Here is a 15,760-nt window from a genome sequence, read left to right as displayed (position 1 = left end):
AGTGAATACACTCGAGACCTTCTCCACCCGCGGCGGCGGGTTCCGCGATGTCGTCGTCACCGCCGTGGAGATGACCACCTCCATCGCCGCCGATACCGAAGGCACCTGGCAGGGCCTGCTCACCGGGGCCAGCGGAATCGGCAAGCTCACCGATCCGGAACTGGCCCGGCTCGAATTGCCGGTGACGATCGGCGGCAAACTCGTCGACGATCCCACCGATGAACTGGATCGGGTCCGCAAACGGCGCATGTGCTACGTGCAGCAGATGTCCTACGCCATGGGAAAACGACTGTGGGACAGCATCGGACGACCCGGGGTGGATCCCGAGCGGCTCGGCGTGTGCATCGGCACCGGGCTCGGCGGCGCGGATTCCATCGTCGAAGCCAATGACGCCATGCGCGATCACGGGTACCGCAAGGTGTCTCCCTTCGCGGTGCCGATGTCGATGCCCAACGGCGTCTCCGGCGTGGTGGGGCTCGAGATCGGCGCGCGAGCCGGCCTCGTCACACCGGTGTCGGCCTGTGCTTCGGGGTGCGAGGCGCTGGTGCACGCGTGGCGGTCGATCGTGCTGGGTGAGGCCGACATGATCGTGGCCGGCGGGGTCGAGGGGTACATCAATCCCGTTGCCATCGCCGGATTCTCGATGGCCCGGGCGGTCAGCACCCGGGCCGAGCAGCCCGAGCGCGCGTCCCGGCCCTTCGACCGGGATCGGGACGGGTTCGTGTTCGGCGAGGCCGCGGCGCTGCTGGTGATCGAGGCCGAGGAGCACGCACTGGCGCGCGGCGCCAAACCACTCGCCCGGCTGCTCGGCGCCGGGCTCACCGCCGACAGCTACCACCTGGTCGCCCCCGATCCCGATGGGGTCGGATGCGCGCGAGCCATGCGCCGCGCGCTCGAGACCGCCGGGGTGGGCCCCCGCGAGGTCGATCACGTCAACGCGCACGCCACCGGCACCACGATCGGGGATCTGGCCGAGGCCAAGGGCATCGCGGCCGCGGTCGGCACGCATCCGGCGGTGTACGCGCCCAAATCGGCGCTGGGACATTCGGTCGGCGCGGTGGGCGCGCTCGAGGCGATCCTGTCGGTGCTCACCCTGCGCGATCAGGTGATACCGCCGACGCTCAATCTCGACAATCTAGATCCGGAGATCGATCTCGACGTCGTGCACACCGCGCCGCGCCGGACCACCGTGGACTTCGCGCTCAACAATTCGTTCGGTTTCGGCGGGCACAATGCCGCGGTGCTGTTCGGGCGCTATTGAGGGCGGATCCGCCGGGCCCGCAGGCGAGCCAGCGGTTCCGGCTCGAGCATCCGGGCCACTCGCCGCGCGACGCGCGGGGACACCCGGTTCGCCAGATACAGCGCCCCGGCTTCGATCGGTGTGGGTACCACGGCCGGATTTCGCGCCGCGATGCGAACGATCATGCGGGCGATGCCGTCCGGACCGTCGGCGTCGTAGATCCCGGTCGGCGCCGGCTCGGGACAGACGGCGGTAACACCGACGCCGGTTCCGGCGAATTCCAGCCGCAGCCCTTCGGTGAGCATCCGGGCGGCCGCCCTCGTCGCGCAGTACGGGGTGCTGGACGGACTCGGAGCAAAGGCGGCCACCGACGTGACATTGATGATTCGCCCGCCTCGCCGCGAGGCGATCATCTGCCGTCCGAAGTAGGTGCAGCCGTGCACCAGTCCCCAGACGTTCACGCCCAGCAATCGCTCCCAGTCCTCGAGGGTGTGCTCGAGAAACGGGCCGGCCGTGACGAATCCGGCGGCATTCACCAGCACCTTCGGCGGCCCGAAGTCGGCCAGCACGTCGTCCGCGAAGCTTTCCATCGCCGCCGCGTCGGCCACGTCCACCGCGAACGGCGCGGCCGCGCCACCGCGGGCTTCGATCTCCTCCACCGTGCGCACCGCGCGGGCCTTGTCGATATCGGCGACGACGACCATCGCTCTCTCGCGCGCGAAGCGGTGGGCTACCGCGCGGCCCGTTCCGCCGCCCGCGCCGGTGACCACGACAACCTCTTCGTCGAAGCCTGGCATGAGTTGCCCCCTGTGTCCGCGGTTGCGGCGCTGCGCATTTCGACTGGAATCATCTGTCCCAGACAGTGTACACTCTGCCTCTCCGGCCGGAGGAGAGACGAGCTATGACACCCTTCCACCCGGCACTCGCGGTGGTCACCGGAGCGGGCAGCGGCATCGGACGCGGCACGGCCAAGGCGCTGGCCGCGCGTGGTGCCGAGGTCATCGTCGCGGACATCAATTTCGCTACAGCGCAGGACACCGTGGCGCTGATTCGCTCGAACGGCGGGCGCGCGGCGTCCTACGCCCTGGACGTGGGAGACCCACTCTCGCTGGAGGCGTTCGCCGAGTACGTGCGCACCGCGCACGGGGTACCCGACGTGGTGGTCAACAACGCCGGAATCGTGGTCGGCGGGCCGTTCTTCGACATCCGGCCCGCCGATCTGCGGCGCATCGTCGATGTGAACCTCACCGCGATCGTCCACGGCTGCAAGCTGTTCGGCGCGCAGATGGCCGAGCGCGGGACCGGCGGCCACCTGGTGAACATCTCCTCGATCGCCGCCTTCGCGGCCCTGCGGCTCGGCACCCCGTACTGCTTCACCGCGGCCGCCGTGCAGCACTTCAGCCTGAGCCTGCGCGCCGAAATGGCCACGCACGGAATCGGTGTGACGGTCGCCTGCCCCGGTCTGGTCGCGACCAATCTCGCCGCCACCGCCACCCTGGCCACCCTCAGCAGGGAACAGGTCGCGATCACCCGGCAAATGGTCGTCAAGGGCATGACCCTGCTCGGCATGCACCCGGACCGAGCCGGTCGCAGGATCGTCGAAGCGGCCGCGGCGAACCGCGACATCCTGCCCCTGCGCGCGGAATCCCAGCTGGCATACCGGCTCACCCGCGCCTTTCCCGGACTCACCCGGGCACTCATGCGAACCATCAGCGGGCCCGAGGTGGAGCGCGCGGTGCGCTTCGCCATCGACCATCCCGCGGTCCTGGGCATCGCGCGCGAGGCGGCCGAACTCATGCCGCAGCGACCGGGCCTGCAAACCTATTGGGAACCACCGGAATACGATGATCCACCGTCGCCACCGACACCGATGAGGAGATGAACCACCGTGACTGCCGTTCCGCCCACCCCCGCCGAATCCGAGCCGATCCCGGCCGATTCCGAGGCTGCCCGGCCCACCGCGACCGGTTCCGGCGACGCGGCGCCCGAGCCGGGCGCCGAAACCGTCTCCGGCACAGGTGCGTCCACCACATCCGCGGGCAAACCGTCTGGCACACAACGAGAGCCCGCGCCCGCCGAGCCCCCGCTGCGCCGCAACCTGGTCATCCTGGCGGCGATGGCGCTGACCGTGATCGCCGCGCTCGTCGCCGCCGGAATGATGGTCGGCTGAGCACCGCTGCCGACCGGGCAGCCACACTCACCGGCGGGCAGCGACCCGGTGCGTCACAGCGCCGGGACCGGCTCCTGCCCCTCACCCGCGGTCCGCGGCTCGTGCCCGGCCGCCACCCCCGGCGGGCGCATGCCCGGGAGCCAGCGCCGCACGAGCGCCAGATACGGCGCCTCGGCGTCGAGCTGCGCGCATACCCCGACGATGCCGCCGAGCACCCGGCCCAGCATGACCAGATCCGGCAGCTCCGGCGGCGTGCGGACCGCGAAGGTGTTCTGCACGGACAGGTTTCGCACATCCGTGGCGCGCTCCATGTGCCCCTGCACCAGCTCGCGACTGATCCGCAGCCTATCGCCGTGGAACTCGGCGACGATGGGCTCGACCACGCGCAGCACCGGCTCCATGTCCAGGTGATGTCCCGGGCGCACGAAGCCGTTGTCGCGCAACGCACGCACCAGGGCGTCGTAGTCCCGGTCGAGCGCGAGCTGCGCCAGTGCGCCGACCACCGGCGGCAGCCCGTCCGGCAGCGCGATGACGGCTCCGAAATCGAGGATCCCCAGGCGGCCGTCGGGGAGCAGCTGATAGTTGCCCGGGTGCGGATCGCAGTGCAGGTAACCGACCCGCACGGGTGAGCTCAGGCCGAACGCGGCCAGTAGCTCCCCGGCCCGATCCCGCTGGGCCGCGGTGCCTTCGGCGATGACGCGGCCCAGCGGGACGGCGTCCATCCATTCGGTCACCATGACCTTGGGCGCGCTGGCGACCACCCTGGGCACGAAGAAGTCGGGATCATCGGCGTAGGCGATCGCGAACCGGCGCTGATGGTCGGCTTCGATGCGATAGTCGAGTTCGTCGGCGGTGCGCTCGACGAACTCCTCGATGAGCGATTTCACGTCCACGCCGGGCACGAAGACCCCGAACGTGCCCGACAGCATGCGCAGCAGTTTGAGATCCGACATGAGCGCGACATCGGCTCCCGGGTACTGGATCTTGACCGCGACGGCCCGGCCGTCCTTCCACACCGCGCGATGCACCTGGCCGATGCTGGCCGCGGCCACCGGCACATCCTCGAAGCCGGCGAATCTTTCGCGCCACCGCGTGCCCAGTTGCTCGTCCAGTACCCGATGCGCCTGGGCCAGCGGCATCGGTGGGGCCTGATTCTGCAGGCGCGCCAGCGCATCCCGGTAGCGATCGGCGAAGCGCGGGGGCACCGCGGCCTCGGCGACGCTGAGCGCCTGTCCGAGCTTCATCGCGCCGCCCTTGAGCTCGCCGAGCACCCGGAACACCTCGTCCGCCGCCTTGTCGACGAGCGCCTCGTCGATCGTGGCGCGATCGGCCCCGGTCATGATGGCCTTGCTCGTCGCGGTCAGGCGCCGGGCCATGATGCCCACGGGCAACGCGGCGATCTTCGCCGAACGCGCCAGGCCGGTTCTTCTCTTGCCCGCCATCGGGTGCCTCGATTCGATTTCGCGAAGGCCGCCTCACTACCGCGAGGCGGGTGCGCGCGGGGCACACAACCCGAATCTAGATTGTCTCAGACAGTAGGTCAAACGGACTGCGGCACTGCGCTTCCCGCATCCCGGCGGGTCGGCACTCAGGCGGTCTCCCCGCGCGCGGCCACCGCGTCCGCGCGCACCCCGGCCAGTTCGCCGAAACGGGCCACCACGTTCTCGTGGTACAGGCCGAACAAATCCTCGAACAGCGCCAGCTGCGCCTCGGTCGGCCCGGAGTCCGACTCCCACACCGCCAGTAGCGCCCGCCACACCAGCACGTGCAGATCGGGCGAGGCCGCGAAGTACGCCCGTACCGCCTCGGGCACCTCGAACAGCGTCTCCCCCACCGAGTTCAGCACCGAACGCCGCAGCCCGTGGCCGAGACAGGTGAGCAGCGCACGCACGATATCGATCTCGATACCCAGCATGGCCGCGTGATCGGGCTCGTCCGCGCGCGCCAAGCCCTCGAGTTCGTCCACGGCGGCGTGCAATTCGATCGGGTCGACGCCGCCACCGGCATCGGTGTAGTCCAGCAGCGCCTCCAGCACGATCACCCGCTCGGTGGCCACGATGTCGGCGAACATCTCCGCCGCCACCTCGGGCGCGTGCATGGACAGCGGGAACAGGCGGCGGTACACGTCGAGCCCGCCGGCCCGGCGCACGTCGCGCACGATGAACCCGCGCCCGCGATGCGCGACGACGAACCCGTAGGACTCGAGTCGCCCGAGCACCAATTGCGCCGTGGCCCTGTTCATTCCGAATTCGTCCGCGACCTGGCGGACCGAGGGCAGCAGGTCACCGGGCGCGTACTCGCCGGTCGCGACACGACGCGCGAGGATGTCGGCGACATCGCCGACGACCGTCCGGGCACCCATCCCGTCACCTTTCGACAACTATCGGATACGTCCCAGACAGTTTATGCTTCCATATGCCAAACTGCACGTGCGCGGTGCGGTAGGCCGTGCACACAATGAGGTGAACAATGGCGAAGCGTCGAATCGGCAATCGTTCGGGGGGTACCGGCGGGACACCACCGGTTCGCAAGGCGGTACGCAACGCCAAAATCGCCACGCTGCCCATCGCTTTCGCGGGCAGACAGGCCGCCGGGGTCGCCCAGCGCGCCCGCGGCCGTTCGACCGCCGATATCAATCTCGACATCCAGATGCGCACCGCGCAGCACATTTTCGAGGTGCTCGGCGAATTGAAGGGCTGCGCCGCCAAACTCGGGCAACTGCTGGCGCTCTACGAATTGGCGCTGCCGCCCGAACTCGCCGAACCGTACGGCACGGCACTGTCCCAGCTGCAGGATTCCGCGCCCGCGATGATGCCCGCCGCGGTGCACGGGGTACTGGCCTCGGAACTCGGCCAGGGCTGGCGCTGGAACTTCCGCGAATTCGACGACCGGCGCGCGGCCGGTGCCTCCATCGGCCAGGTGCACCGCGCGGTGTGGCGCGACGGCCGCCCGGTCGCGGTGAAGGTCATGTATCCCGGCGCGCACCGCTCGGTCCGCGGGGACCTGGAACAGCTGCGGCGACTGTCGGTGCTGGCCACGGTGTTCGTGCCGGGCGCCGACGTGCCCGCGGTGACCGAGGCGATCTGCACCAGCGTGGTGGAGGAACTCGACTACGCGGCCGAGGCCGAGCACCAGCGCATCTTCGCCGAAACCTACGCGGACGACCCGGATTTCGTGGTGCCCCGGGTCGTCACCCAGCGCGGGGACGTCATCGTCAGCGAATGGCTGCACGGCACCCCGGTGACCCGCGTGATCGAATCCGGCGCGCCCGAGGAGCGCGATCGGGTCGGCATGCTGATCCTGCGCTTCCTGCTCTCGTCGTGGGTGCGCACCGGGCTGCTCTACTGCGATCCGCATCCGGGCAACTTCCGGGTGCTGCCGGACGGGCGGCTCGGCGTCGTCGATTTCGGGGCCTGCGTGTCCTGGCCGCACGCCGGATTCGAGGATCTGGTCAGCGAGGTCATGGACGCGGTGTTCAACGGCGATCTCGGCGACCTGGACGCCGCGCTGCGCCGGCACGGCTTCGTCGAACCGCGGCGCGACTACGACGTGCGGGCCATCGCCGAGGGCGTGGCCATGGTCACGGAACCGCTGGCGCACAGCGAGTTCCGGTTCAGCACCGCCTGGATGCGCGACCGGGTGCGCTACGTCCTGGATCCGCGGCTGACCAACGCGCACCGGCAGATGACCATTCCGGCCTACGTCACGCCGTTCGCGCGCGCCCTGCTCACCGCGCTCGGCGTGCTGTGTCAACTCGGGACCACCGGTCCGGTGCGCGGGGAGTTCGCGCGCTGGTCACCGGAGATGGCGGCGGTGTTCGAGCGCTTCGACAGCCGCCGGGATAAGCCGACGGATCTGGGCCTGGCCCGGCACCTGCGGGCCGCGACACCGGGCAGGCGGTTCTCGGTCGTCAGTTGACCGGCCGTGGTCATCGACCGGCCCAAGGGCATAGAACCGTTCTATGTACCCATCGGATCGCGGCGGCTACCGGGCGATCTCGTCCGGGCCGATGCTCGATACATGACCACAGTGACCTTCCGCCGCACCGAACACGAGCCGACCGCGCGCACTCGGGCCGGATTGTCGACGCCGCACGCGGGGCGAACCCGGTCGCAGGCGCCCGCCCAGCCGCTGCGGCACCTGGCCCCCAACTGGTTCGCCGTGGTCATGGGCACCGGCATCATCGGCAACGCCGCGGCGACCCTCCCGCTGCAGTTCCCGGGCCTGCGCGCCGCGGCCACCCTGGTGTGGGCGCTGGCCGCGCTGCTGCTGCTGACCCTCGTCGGCGCGTGGGCGCTGCACTGGATCCGCTACCCCGACAGCGCCCGGCGGCACGGCGCGAATCCGGTGATGATGCAGTTCTACGGCGCACTGCCGATGGCGCTGCTCACCGTGGGCGCGGGCGCGCTCATGCTCGGTAGGGACGTGATCGGGCTCGGCGCCGCACTGACCCTGGACTGGATCCTGTGGTCGGCCGGCACCGTCGTCGGCCTGCTCACCGCCGCCGCCATTCCCTACCGCATGATCACCCGGCACCACTTCGACGCCGATTCGGCCTTCGGCGGCTGGCTCATGCCCGTGGTGCCGCCCATGGTCTCGGCCGCCACCGGAGCGCTGCTGATCCCCCACCTGCCCGCGGGCCAGGCCCGGCTCACGATGTTCTTCGCCTGCCTGGCGATGTTCGGGCTGAGCCTGATCGCCGCCGTCGTCATGATCACCCTGATCTGGTCGCGGCTACTGCATCACGGGCTGCCCGCCGCCGGCATGGTCGCCACCGTCTGGCTGGTGCTGGGCCCGCTGGGACAGTCGGTCACCGCCGCGGGCATGCTCGCCGCGGCCGCGCCCACCGCGCTGCCCGATCGCGATTCGGCGGGCATGGACGTGTTCTCGCTCGTATTCGGCGTTCCCACTTGGGGATTCGCGATGCTGTGGCTGGCGCTCGCGGTCGCGGTCACCGCACACGCCAGGAAGTCGATGCCCTTCAACCTGACCTGGTGGGGCTTCACCTTCCCCCTGGGCACCTGTGTCACCGGCAGCAGCGTGCTCTTCCAGCACACCGGGGCCGACCTGTTCGCCGTGGTCGCGGTGGCGCTGTACGCGCTGCTCGTCGCCGCCTGGGCGGTCGTGGCCACCCGCACCGTGCGCGGGCTGGTGCGGGGCGAGTTGCCGGCGCCCGCGCAGTAGCGCGCGGAGAAAAGCCGGGGCATGCCGATGAGGGGGTGGCACGCCCCGGCTTCTTCCGAGCTCATCACCGAGCGGTGATGCCCGCGCCGGGGTGGTCGACCGGCGCAAGTCCTTATCTACTATCTACGTCCGTAGACAGTAGATAAAACTCCACGTCGGCACAAGCCCGGAAATCCATGGGTCATCTACTAGGCTGCCCAGTAACAAGGTGCAGGATGGGAGAGCCTATGCAACCCCGGCGTTTTCGGCCCTCCGCCGCCATCGGGTCATTCGCGGCGCTGGTACTGCTGTTCTCCGCGTGTTCCTCGGCCACCTCGAGCGAAATACCGCCGACCGCCGCGCCGCCCCCGCAGGTCATCACGATCGCGCCCGCGACCGGCGCGGAGTTCGTGAATCCGGCGCTGCCGGTCCGGGTCGGCACGACCAACGGCATCCTCGGCACGGTCACCATGACCGACGACACCGGCCGGGTCCACGACGGCGCGCTCACCCCGGACAAGACCGCCTGGACGCCGTTCGAGGCCCCGGGATACGGGCGCAGCTACACGATCTCGGCCACCGGGATCAGCGTCACCGGGCCGACGGGGCCCGTCACCTCCACGTTCACCACGCTCATCCCGGCCAATCAGACCAGGGCCCAGCTCAAGACCTCGGGCGGGGTGCTGCTGGCCGAGGGCGGGGTCTACGGCGTCGGGACGATCATCCGCGCGCACTTCGACGAGGACGTGCTGGATCGGGCCGCGGCCGAGAAGCACCTGGTCGTGACGACCGAGCCCAAGGTCGAGGGCGCGTGGCACTGGCTCGACAACCGGCTCGCGCACTGGCGGCCGCGCGACTACTACGCCCCGGGGACCAAGGTCGGCGTGTCGGCCGATCTGTACGGGGTCGAACTCGCGCCCGGACTCTTCGGTCAGGAGAACTCGCGCGTCGGGTTCACCATCGGCCCCGCGCACGTGTCCATCGCCGACGACAACACGCACATGATCGACGTCTTCGAGAACGGCAACCTGATCCGCAGCATGCCGACCTCGATGGGGATGGGCGGATCCACCACCGTCGGCGGCAGGACGATCTCGTTCTGGACCCAGCCGGGCATCTACACCGTGATGGATCAGGCCAATCCGATCATCATGGACTCCTCTTCCTATGGGCTGCCGGTCAACTCGCGACTGGGCTACAAGGAGACGATCGGCTGGGCCACCCGGGTCAGCACCGACGGGATCTACGTGCACGCGCTCGACTCCACCATCTGGGCGCAGGGCAATACCGATGTCTCACACGGCTGTTTGAACCTCAGCACCGAGAACGCGCGCTGGTTCTACGAATTCGCGCTGCCCGGCGACGTACTCGAGGTGCGCAACACCGGCGGCGACCCGCTGGACATCTGGCAGGGCGGCGACTGGGGCGTGCCGTGGGAGCAGTGGGTGGCAGGCAGCGCGCTGCGGTAGCCCCGATCGGGTCCACTGAGCGGGACACGCGTCCCGAATAGCGGTCGGCCGCGGGCCCCGGTGTTCCACACTGGGGCTCTCGCCCATCGAAAGGTCGCGCCGCCGATGAAGAGCACCCGCATCGTCCTGGCCTCCCGCCCCACCGGCATGCCCGCCGCCGAGAACTTCCGCACCGAGACCGTCGAACTCGAGCCGCCGCGGCCCGGGCAGGCGCTGCTGCAGACGCTGTACCTGTCGCTGGATCCCTACATGCGCGGGCGGATGAGCGACGCGCCCTCGTACGCCGAACCCGTCGCGGTCGGTGACGTCATGTGCGGGGCGACGGTGTCGCGGGTGATCGAATCCGCCGATCCCGCGCTGCGGCCCGGGAACTTCGTGCTGGGATACGGCGGCTGGCAGACGCATTCGGTCGAGTACGTGCGGTACCTGCGCACCCTCGATCCCGCGGACGCGCCGCTGAGCACCGCGCTCGGGGTGCTCGGCATGCCGGGGTTCACCGCGTACTCCGGGCTGCTCACCATCGGGCGGCCGCAGCCGGGCGAGACCGTGGTGGTCGCCGCCGCCACGGGTCCGGTCGGCGCGACCGTGGGGCAGATCGCGCGGATCAAGGGCGCTCGCGCGGTCGGCATCGCGGGCGGGCCGCGCAAGGTGGCGCTGCTGCGCGAGAAGTTCGGGTTCGACGCGGCGCTGGATCACCGCGCGCCCGACTTCGCCGAGCAGTTGGCCGCGGCCACGCCGGACGGCATCGACGTCTACTTCGAGAACGTCGGCGGTGCGGTCCTGGACGCGGTGCTGCCCCGGCTCAATTCGTTCGCGCGCATCCCGGTGTGCGGGCTCGTCTCCTCCTACAACGACACCGAGCTGCCGCCGGGGCCCGATCGCCTCGGGCAGCTCATGTCGCTGATCCTGCGCAAGAGCCTGACCCTGCGCGGATTCATCCAGACCGAGTTCCTGCACCAGTTCTCCGACTTCTACCCCGACGCCACCCGCTGGCTCGCCGACGGCAGCCTCACCTACCTCGAGGATGTCGTCGACGGGCTGGAGAACGCGGTCCCGGCCTTCCAGGGCCTGCTCGTCGGGCAGAACCTCGGGAAGTCGGTCATCCGGGTCGCCGACTAGATCCGGCTACTTCATCGCGGTGATGTAGGGGCGCAGGCCCAGGGCGATGTCCACGCACACCGCCACCAGGATGTCGCGTTCGGTGGCGTCGGGCGGGGTGCACAGCAGCAGCCGGGTGCCCAGGAACGGGGTGGGGCCCTCGCCGGAACGGACGATGTTGAGGCGGGCGAACTTCTCGCCCATCCGATCCAGGACGTGCAGGCGGAACAGGGCCGGGGTCTCCGCGTCCTTCGGCGCGGGGACGAAGTGGAACAGGGTGCCGGCGGTGCCCGCCACGGCCGTGGAGGTGCTCGCCCGCGAGATGGTCGCGATGGCCGTGCCGTCGCTGCGGGTGAGCAGCGTCGGGGCGCTGGTGCGGGAGCGAACCAGCAGGGTCGTCCCGTTGGAGTAAGTGATGCGGTGGGTGCCGGTACCCGCGGTGTGGAAGCCCAGCCACGCCGCCATGCGCGCGGTACGGCCGCTGTCGCCGCGGACCGCGACGGCGAGCGGGTCGCCGGGGCCGCTGTGGAAGGTGATCTCCAGACTCCGGGAGGTGCGCGCGACCCGCCCCTCGATCATTGTCGAACCGGTTCGCGGGGCTGACATGGCACAGATGGTAGGCCGGAAGCCCTCGTCCACGAGGGTGTTTCGCGCGGGGCCCGGCGGAAACCGGTGTGGCCGGGCCGTTGTGGACCTCGGCGTGGCGCGACCGCGCGAGCGCCGGGCGCGCACCCGGGGTGCGACGGGTAGGCGCAGGTCACGGTGCGCGAGCACGGGATGACGGGCGGTACGATCATCGTCCATGAACACCCCGCCCACCCCGCCCGGCGGCTTTCTCGCCCGGGCCAGCGTCGCGCTGCTGGAGCGCCTCGACGCCTTCGTGGACCGGGTGGCCACGGAGATCGAACGCACCGTCCCGGTCTACGGACCGACCGCGGAGGTCTCGCCCGACGAGCTGCGCCGCACCACCCGGGAGAACCTGCAGGCGGTCTTCGGCTATCTCGCGGGAAACCACACCGGACCCGACACCGCCGCACCGCACGGCACCGGTCAGCGCCGCGCCGAGAGCGGGGTGCCGCTGCCCGCGATTCTGCGCGCCTTCCGCATCGGATCGGGTGTGATCTGGGACGAACTGGTGACCATGGCCGGGGCCGACCCCGAATCCAATCGGGAACTGCTCATCCGCGCCACCGATATCTGGAAGCTCGTCGACGACTACTCCCAGGCCCTCACCGCCGGATATCAGGAGACGGTGACCGAGCAGCTACGCCGGGACGCGCGCGCCCAGGACGCCGCACTGGACGCGGTGCTCGGCGGCCAGGCCGAGGGGCCGCGCCTGTGGGAGTGCGCCCGCACCCTGGGGCTCCCGGTGCAGGGCGAGTTCGTGGTGGTCATGGCCGGGACCGGCAACTCCGCCGAGGAGGCGCTGCCCGGCATCGACAAGGCACTGTCCATGCTCGGGGTGGCCTCGGCCTGGCGGCTGCGCGCCGATCACCACATCGGAATCGTCACTCTCACAGCGCGATTCACCCAGGCCCGGCTGCAGACCATGCTCACCGAGCGCGCGGTGGGGCGGGTCGGGATCGGTTCCCCGTTCGGCGGGCTCGCCGACGCCGCGACCGGATTGCGCCAGGCCGAACTCGCCTGCGCCGCAACGGAGCCCGGCTCACGCGAAGTGGTTCGCTACAGCGACGCCCTCATCCCGGTCCTCCTGGTGGGCTCCCCCGAGACCGCCATGACCCTCGCCGGCGCGGTGCTCGGCCCGCTGCTGGCACTGCCCGACCACGACCGGGACATCCTGCTGGACACCGTCCGCGCCTGGTTCACCCACGACGGCGAAGTCTCGGCCATCGCCGCCGCACTGTTCTGCCACCGCAACACCGTGCGCTTCCGGCTCAATCGCGTCGCCGAACTCACCGGGCGCCGCCTGACCGCACCGCACGCCGCGACCGAGATCCACCTCGCGCTCGAGGCGCATCGCCTGCTCGCGGGGAGCCCGGCCGAACGCTGAGGATCAGCGCGGCGGGAGATGCTGTCCGGCTCCCACACCACAGCCGGAAACCCTGCGCCGCAACGGCAACGGCCGCGCGGTCCGGGACCACGCGGCCGTTGCCATCGCGACAAGCTGTCAGGCGGTGCGGAACTCCTCGAAGGTGGGCGTGGGCAGCTTCAACTGCGCGTGGATGTCCCCGCCCAGGCCGAAGTGGCCGATGGCCCCGCCGTAGTTCTGCTGGTAGCTCTGCCAGAGCACCACGACGCTGATGACGCGGTTCGCGCCCGGGGACTCCGGATCCGGGAACGGATTCGGCAGTGTCGCGCGGTACGAACCCGCGCCGGCGGCATCGGTGACGAAGACGTTCGGCACGCCGAGCGGGCCCGGCCTGGTGGGTGCGTCCGGGTCCAGATCCTTTGCCCGCAGGGACATCACGGTGTAGAGCGAATCCGGGATCAGGTCGGTGAACTCGAACCGGAACTCACCGTGATGGCCGTCCGCGCTCACACTCACCTCGACGGTCCCGCGAGCGCGCAGCCACTGCTCGAGGGTGATCGGGGTGGTGAGCTTGCGCCCGTCCTCCGGTCGCAGGTCCGGGATCGGCGTCTCGTGGAACGCGTAGCTCGGGCGCCGGACCGATTCCGCGTCCGGACGCTGATCGGGCGCGAACACGATCGGATAGTTGTTGGCGGGCAACGGAAGCGGCAGCGTGTAGAGCACGCTCTCCGCGTCCGCACGCGACAGCTCCGCGTCCAGTTCGCGCACGATCGTGTACGGCGCGGCTGCGCCGAACTTGGGCACGGGGGTGTCGGCGGCCACGATCGCCCGCCCCCACCGCCTGGTCACCGAACCGTCCGGCCCCGCGTCGTTGAGGAAGCCGACAACGATGAAATCGCCCGCGGCGTCCAGCACTTCACTCGGGGGGTACAGCGGACCCTGGGTGGTCGGGGTCAGCTCGTAGATCTTGTTCACCATACCGATACCGCTTCCTGCTCGGACAGCACGCGACCGGGCGCACCGATCGCCGCGCTGACCCGATCGCTCAGATGAATCCAGCCGTGCGTGCCCGCCCGTTCCAGCAGGACCGGATCCGACCCGCGGAAACCGGGGTGCGCCACGGCCGACAGGAACGGCAGATCGCTGGCGTGATCGCCGTACCCGAAGGTGTTCTCGAACTCGATTCCGTTCTCGCGCAGGAACTCCGAGACCGCGTCCGCCTTGGCCGCACCGATCATGGGCCGCAGCACCTCCCCGGTCAGCAGCCCGTGATCATCGATCACCGGGGTGGTGGCGATGAGCCGGTCCGCGCCCAGCGCCGCGGCGACCGGGGCGATGGCCGCCGCGAACGACCCGGACAGCAGTACGGTGACCGCACCCGAATCCCTGTGTGCGGCAAGCGCTTGCACGGCATCGGTGTAGTACGCCGCGCCACCGGCCTCGAACTCGGCGAACCAGCGCTGCCCCGCCTCGGCCAGTTCCGCGCCCGGCACCCCACGATAGGCGCGGTAGTAGTGCCGGTTCACCTCCTCGCGCGGCACGCCCGCGGCCGCGCGCTCCTTGATCTCGCCGGAGATACGCGCGTAGCGGCTCCCGTCGTCACCGTGCTCGGCGAGCCAGAAGCGCAGGAAGGTGAACATGCTCTTGACGGTGATGAGGGTTTCATCGACGTCGAAGAACGCCGCCGCGCGCACCGGCGCGACGGCGCTCACGCGACCTCGTTCAGGTGCGCGGCGATGGCCTTGGCGGCCTTGTGCCGTTCGATGCGGGTGATGCGCTCGTTGGGCAGCGCCGCGTACCCGATCCGGGCGTCGGCGACGTTGTTCCCGGCCTGGCGCACCTGCACCTCGATCGAGAATTCCAGCTTGCCGGGATCCTCGATCGAGATCGGGGTGAGCACCGCGTGCAGCGTGCCGGGCAGCGGGAACAGGAACGAGGTGAAGTTCAGTTCGATGCTGTTCCAGACGATGTAGAAGTGCTGCTCGGGCCAGCGCCGGCCGTACTCGAGCTCGAACGCCCCGAGGAACAGCTGGCGCACCGCCTCCACGATGACGATCCCCTGCACGTGCTCGCCGGTCTGATGATCCAGCAGCAGCTCGTTGTCGCCGTGGATGCGCAGATCGGCGCTGAACTCGGTCGCCGATTCCTGAACCAGGTTCGCCAGCAACACATTCGAGTTCTGGTACTTGTGCACCTGATGCCGCGGCGCCGGTTCGGCGACCGTGTCGATCACCCGGAGCCCGGCGGGCGCGTGAATGGCCGCCACGTGCTCGATGTAGTCCAGGTCGTGCCGGGTGATCCCCTGCCCGATCCGGACGGTGAGCGGCTCGGCCGCCTCCCGCAATCCCCCGCTCCGCAGCACGGCCACCAAACCGGAGACCGTGAATGCCCGGTCGTCCTCCGCGAGACCCCGGAATCGGTCCGCCACCAGTACCACCTCGCGGAGGTTCAGGGTCGCGGATTCCGGGGTCGCCGAAGAGAGTTGGGCTACAGACATTGTTTTCCTCCGAGAGCGAAGACGCTTATGGCGACGCGTTCGCCGCCATCCGGTCGTCACCCGGAGCACCCCGCCGCCACTGGAGGGTTGCCGCCCAGCAAGCCGGGGCTTGTCGCTGGAACTCATGACCGTG

15 protein-coding genes and 1 riboswitch are annotated in these 15,760 nt (G+C 70.2%); of the genes, 8 read left to right on the top strand and 7 right to left on the bottom strand.

Features of this window, described 5'->3' with window-relative positions; genetic code table 11:
- Position 1 precedes the first annotated feature (1 nt).
- Entirely contained in the window at positions 2–1,261 is a 1,260-nt protein-coding gene (locus tag ACWDOP_RS08480) for a KasA/KasB family beta-ketoacyl-ACP synthase (protein ID WP_456344542.1), read from the top strand.
- On the opposite strand, the gene ACWDOP_RS08475 is transcribed toward ACWDOP_RS08480, so the two are convergent.
- A complete protein-coding gene (locus ACWDOP_RS08475) occupies positions 1,255–2,037 on the bottom strand; it encodes an SDR family NAD(P)-dependent oxidoreductase (RefSeq protein ID WP_456344541.1) in 783 nt (260 codons plus the stop codon). The two genes, ACWDOP_RS08480 and ACWDOP_RS08475, sit on opposite strands and share 7 nt — an antisense overlap.
- 104 nt (positions 2,038–2,141) lie before the next feature.
- Between ACWDOP_RS08475 and ACWDOP_RS08470 the strand changes: the two genes are divergently transcribed.
- Complete coding sequence (locus ACWDOP_RS08470; RefSeq protein WP_456344540.1) at positions 2,142–3,122, top strand: SDR family NAD(P)-dependent oxidoreductase; 981 nt, start codon at positions 2,142–2,144, stop codon at positions 3,120–3,122.
- A gap of 6 nt (positions 3,123–3,128) precedes the next feature.
- A complete protein-coding gene (locus tag ACWDOP_RS08465; protein WP_456344539.1) occupies positions 3,129–3,410 on the top strand; it encodes a hypothetical protein in 282 nt (93 codons plus the stop codon).
- A 53-nt stretch (positions 3,411–3,463) separates the two neighbouring features.
- On the opposite strand, the gene ACWDOP_RS08460 is transcribed toward ACWDOP_RS08465, so the two are convergent.
- Complete coding sequence (locus ACWDOP_RS08460) at positions 3,464–4,852, bottom strand: ABC1 kinase family protein (protein ID WP_456344538.1); 1,389 nt, start codon at positions 4,850–4,852, stop codon at positions 3,464–3,466.
- Positions 4,853–4,998: 146 nt separating this feature from the next.
- The gene (locus ACWDOP_RS08455; RefSeq protein WP_456344537.1) at positions 4,999–5,772 is read right to left on the bottom strand and encodes a GntR family transcriptional regulator; all 774 of its coding nucleotides are present in this window, start codon (positions 5,770–5,772) and stop codon (positions 4,999–5,001) included.
- 107 nt (positions 5,773–5,879) lie between these two features.
- Between ACWDOP_RS08455 and ACWDOP_RS08450 the strand changes: the two genes are divergently transcribed.
- From ACWDOP_RS08450 to ACWDOP_RS08435, 4 genes are all read left to right on the top strand, one after another.
- Positions 5,880–7,328: an ABC1 kinase family protein gene (locus ACWDOP_RS08450; RefSeq protein WP_456344536.1), complete on the top strand. Its 1,449-nt coding sequence runs from the start codon at positions 5,880–5,882 to the stop codon at positions 7,326–7,328.
- Positions 7,329–7,430: 102 nt separating this feature from the next.
- Positions 7,431–8,594: a TDT family transporter gene (locus ACWDOP_RS08445; protein WP_456344535.1), complete on the top strand. Its 1,164-nt coding sequence runs from the start codon at positions 7,431–7,433 to the stop codon at positions 8,592–8,594.
- Positions 8,595–8,809: 215 nt separating this feature from the next.
- On the top strand, positions 8,810–10,042 hold the full coding sequence (locus ACWDOP_RS08440) for a L,D-transpeptidase (protein WP_454204117.1): 1,233 nt from the start codon (positions 8,810–8,812) through the stop codon (positions 10,040–10,042).
- Positions 10,043–10,147: 105 nt separating this feature from the next.
- The gene (locus tag ACWDOP_RS08435; protein ID WP_456344534.1) at positions 10,148–11,161 is read left to right on the top strand and encodes an NADP-dependent oxidoreductase; all 1,014 of its coding nucleotides are present in this window, start codon (positions 10,148–10,150) and stop codon (positions 11,159–11,161) included.
- A 6-nt stretch (positions 11,162–11,167) separates the two neighbouring features.
- Here the strand turns inward: ACWDOP_RS08435 and ACWDOP_RS08430 are convergent, their stop codons facing one another.
- Positions 11,168–11,746: a hypothetical protein gene (locus ACWDOP_RS08430; protein WP_456344533.1), complete on the bottom strand. Its 579-nt coding sequence runs from the start codon at positions 11,744–11,746 to the stop codon at positions 11,168–11,170.
- A 196-nt stretch (positions 11,747–11,942) separates the two neighbouring features.
- Here ACWDOP_RS08430 and ACWDOP_RS08425 point away from each other — a divergent pair, with 196 nt between their 5' ends.
- The gene (locus tag ACWDOP_RS08425) at positions 11,943–13,151 is read left to right on the top strand and encodes a PucR family transcriptional regulator (protein ID WP_456344532.1); all 1,209 of its coding nucleotides are present in this window, start codon (positions 11,943–11,945) and stop codon (positions 13,149–13,151) included.
- A 117-nt stretch (positions 13,152–13,268) separates the two neighbouring features.
- On the opposite strand, the gene ACWDOP_RS08420 is transcribed toward ACWDOP_RS08425, so the two are convergent.
- The 3 genes from ACWDOP_RS08420 to ACWDOP_RS08410 are packed head-to-tail and all read right to left on the bottom strand — an operon-like array spanning position 13,269 to position 15,627.
- Entirely contained in the window at positions 13,269–14,108 is an 840-nt protein-coding gene (locus ACWDOP_RS08420) for a hypothetical protein (RefSeq protein WP_456344531.1), read from the bottom strand.
- Complete coding sequence (locus ACWDOP_RS08415; protein ID WP_456344530.1) at positions 14,102–14,842, bottom strand: HAD family hydrolase; 741 nt, start codon at positions 14,840–14,842, stop codon at positions 14,102–14,104. Before ACWDOP_RS08415 ends, ACWDOP_RS08420 begins: the two co-directional genes overlap by 7 nt.
- Positions 14,839–15,627: an AfsA-related hotdog domain-containing protein gene (locus ACWDOP_RS08410; RefSeq protein ID WP_456344529.1), complete on the bottom strand. Its 789-nt coding sequence runs from the start codon at positions 15,625–15,627 to the stop codon at positions 14,839–14,841. The genes ACWDOP_RS08415 and ACWDOP_RS08410 overlap by 4 nt, the downstream gene beginning before the upstream one ends.
- 16 nt (positions 15,628–15,643) lie before the next feature.
- Positions 15,644–15,757: riboswitch (SAM riboswitch) on the bottom strand.
- Positions 15,758–15,760 lie beyond the last annotated feature (3 nt).

The sequence above is a fragment of the Nocardia sp. NPDC003693 genome (assembly GCF_053981095.1).
This window is presented reverse-complemented; position numbering and strand designations above follow the sequence as displayed.

Coding starts and splice junctions, on each gene's coding strand:
- ACWDOP_RS08475 (WP_456344541.1), bottom strand. CDS start 2,037: ATGCCAGGCTTCGACGAAGAGGTTGTCGTGGTCACCGGCGCGGGCGGC.
- ACWDOP_RS08470 (WP_456344540.1), top strand. CDS start 2,142: ATGACACCCTTCCACCCGGCACTCGCGGTGGTCACCGGAGCGGGCAGC.
- ACWDOP_RS08460 (WP_456344538.1), bottom strand. CDS start 4,852: ATGGCGGGCAAGAGAAGAACCGGCCTGGCGCGTTCGGCGAAGATCGCC.
- ACWDOP_RS08455 (WP_456344537.1), bottom strand. CDS start 5,772: ATGGGTGCCCGGACGGTCGTCGGCGATGTCGCCGACATCCTCGCGCGT.
- ACWDOP_RS08450 (WP_456344536.1), top strand. CDS start 5,880: ATGGCGAAGCGTCGAATCGGCAATCGTTCGGGGGGTACCGGCGGGACA.
- ACWDOP_RS08445 (WP_456344535.1), top strand. CDS start 7,431: ATGACCACAGTGACCTTCCGCCGCACCGAACACGAGCCGACCGCGCGC.
- ACWDOP_RS08440 (WP_454204117.1), top strand. CDS start 8,810: ATGGGAGAGCCTATGCAACCCCGGCGTTTTCGGCCCTCCGCCGCCATC.
- ACWDOP_RS08435 (WP_456344534.1), top strand. CDS start 10,148: ATGAAGAGCACCCGCATCGTCCTGGCCTCCCGCCCCACCGGCATGCCC.
- ACWDOP_RS08430 (WP_456344533.1), bottom strand. CDS start 11,746: ATGTCAGCCCCGCGAACCGGTTCGACAATGATCGAGGGGCGGGTCGCG.
- ACWDOP_RS08425 (WP_456344532.1), top strand. CDS start 11,943: ATGAACACCCCGCCCACCCCGCCCGGCGGCTTTCTCGCCCGGGCCAGC.
- ACWDOP_RS08420 (WP_456344531.1), bottom strand. CDS start 14,108: ATGGTGAACAAGATCTACGAGCTGACCCCGACCACCCAGGGTCCGCTG.
- ACWDOP_RS08410 (WP_456344529.1), bottom strand. CDS start 15,627: ATGTCTGTAGCCCAACTCTCTTCGGCGACCCCGGAATCCGCGACCCTG.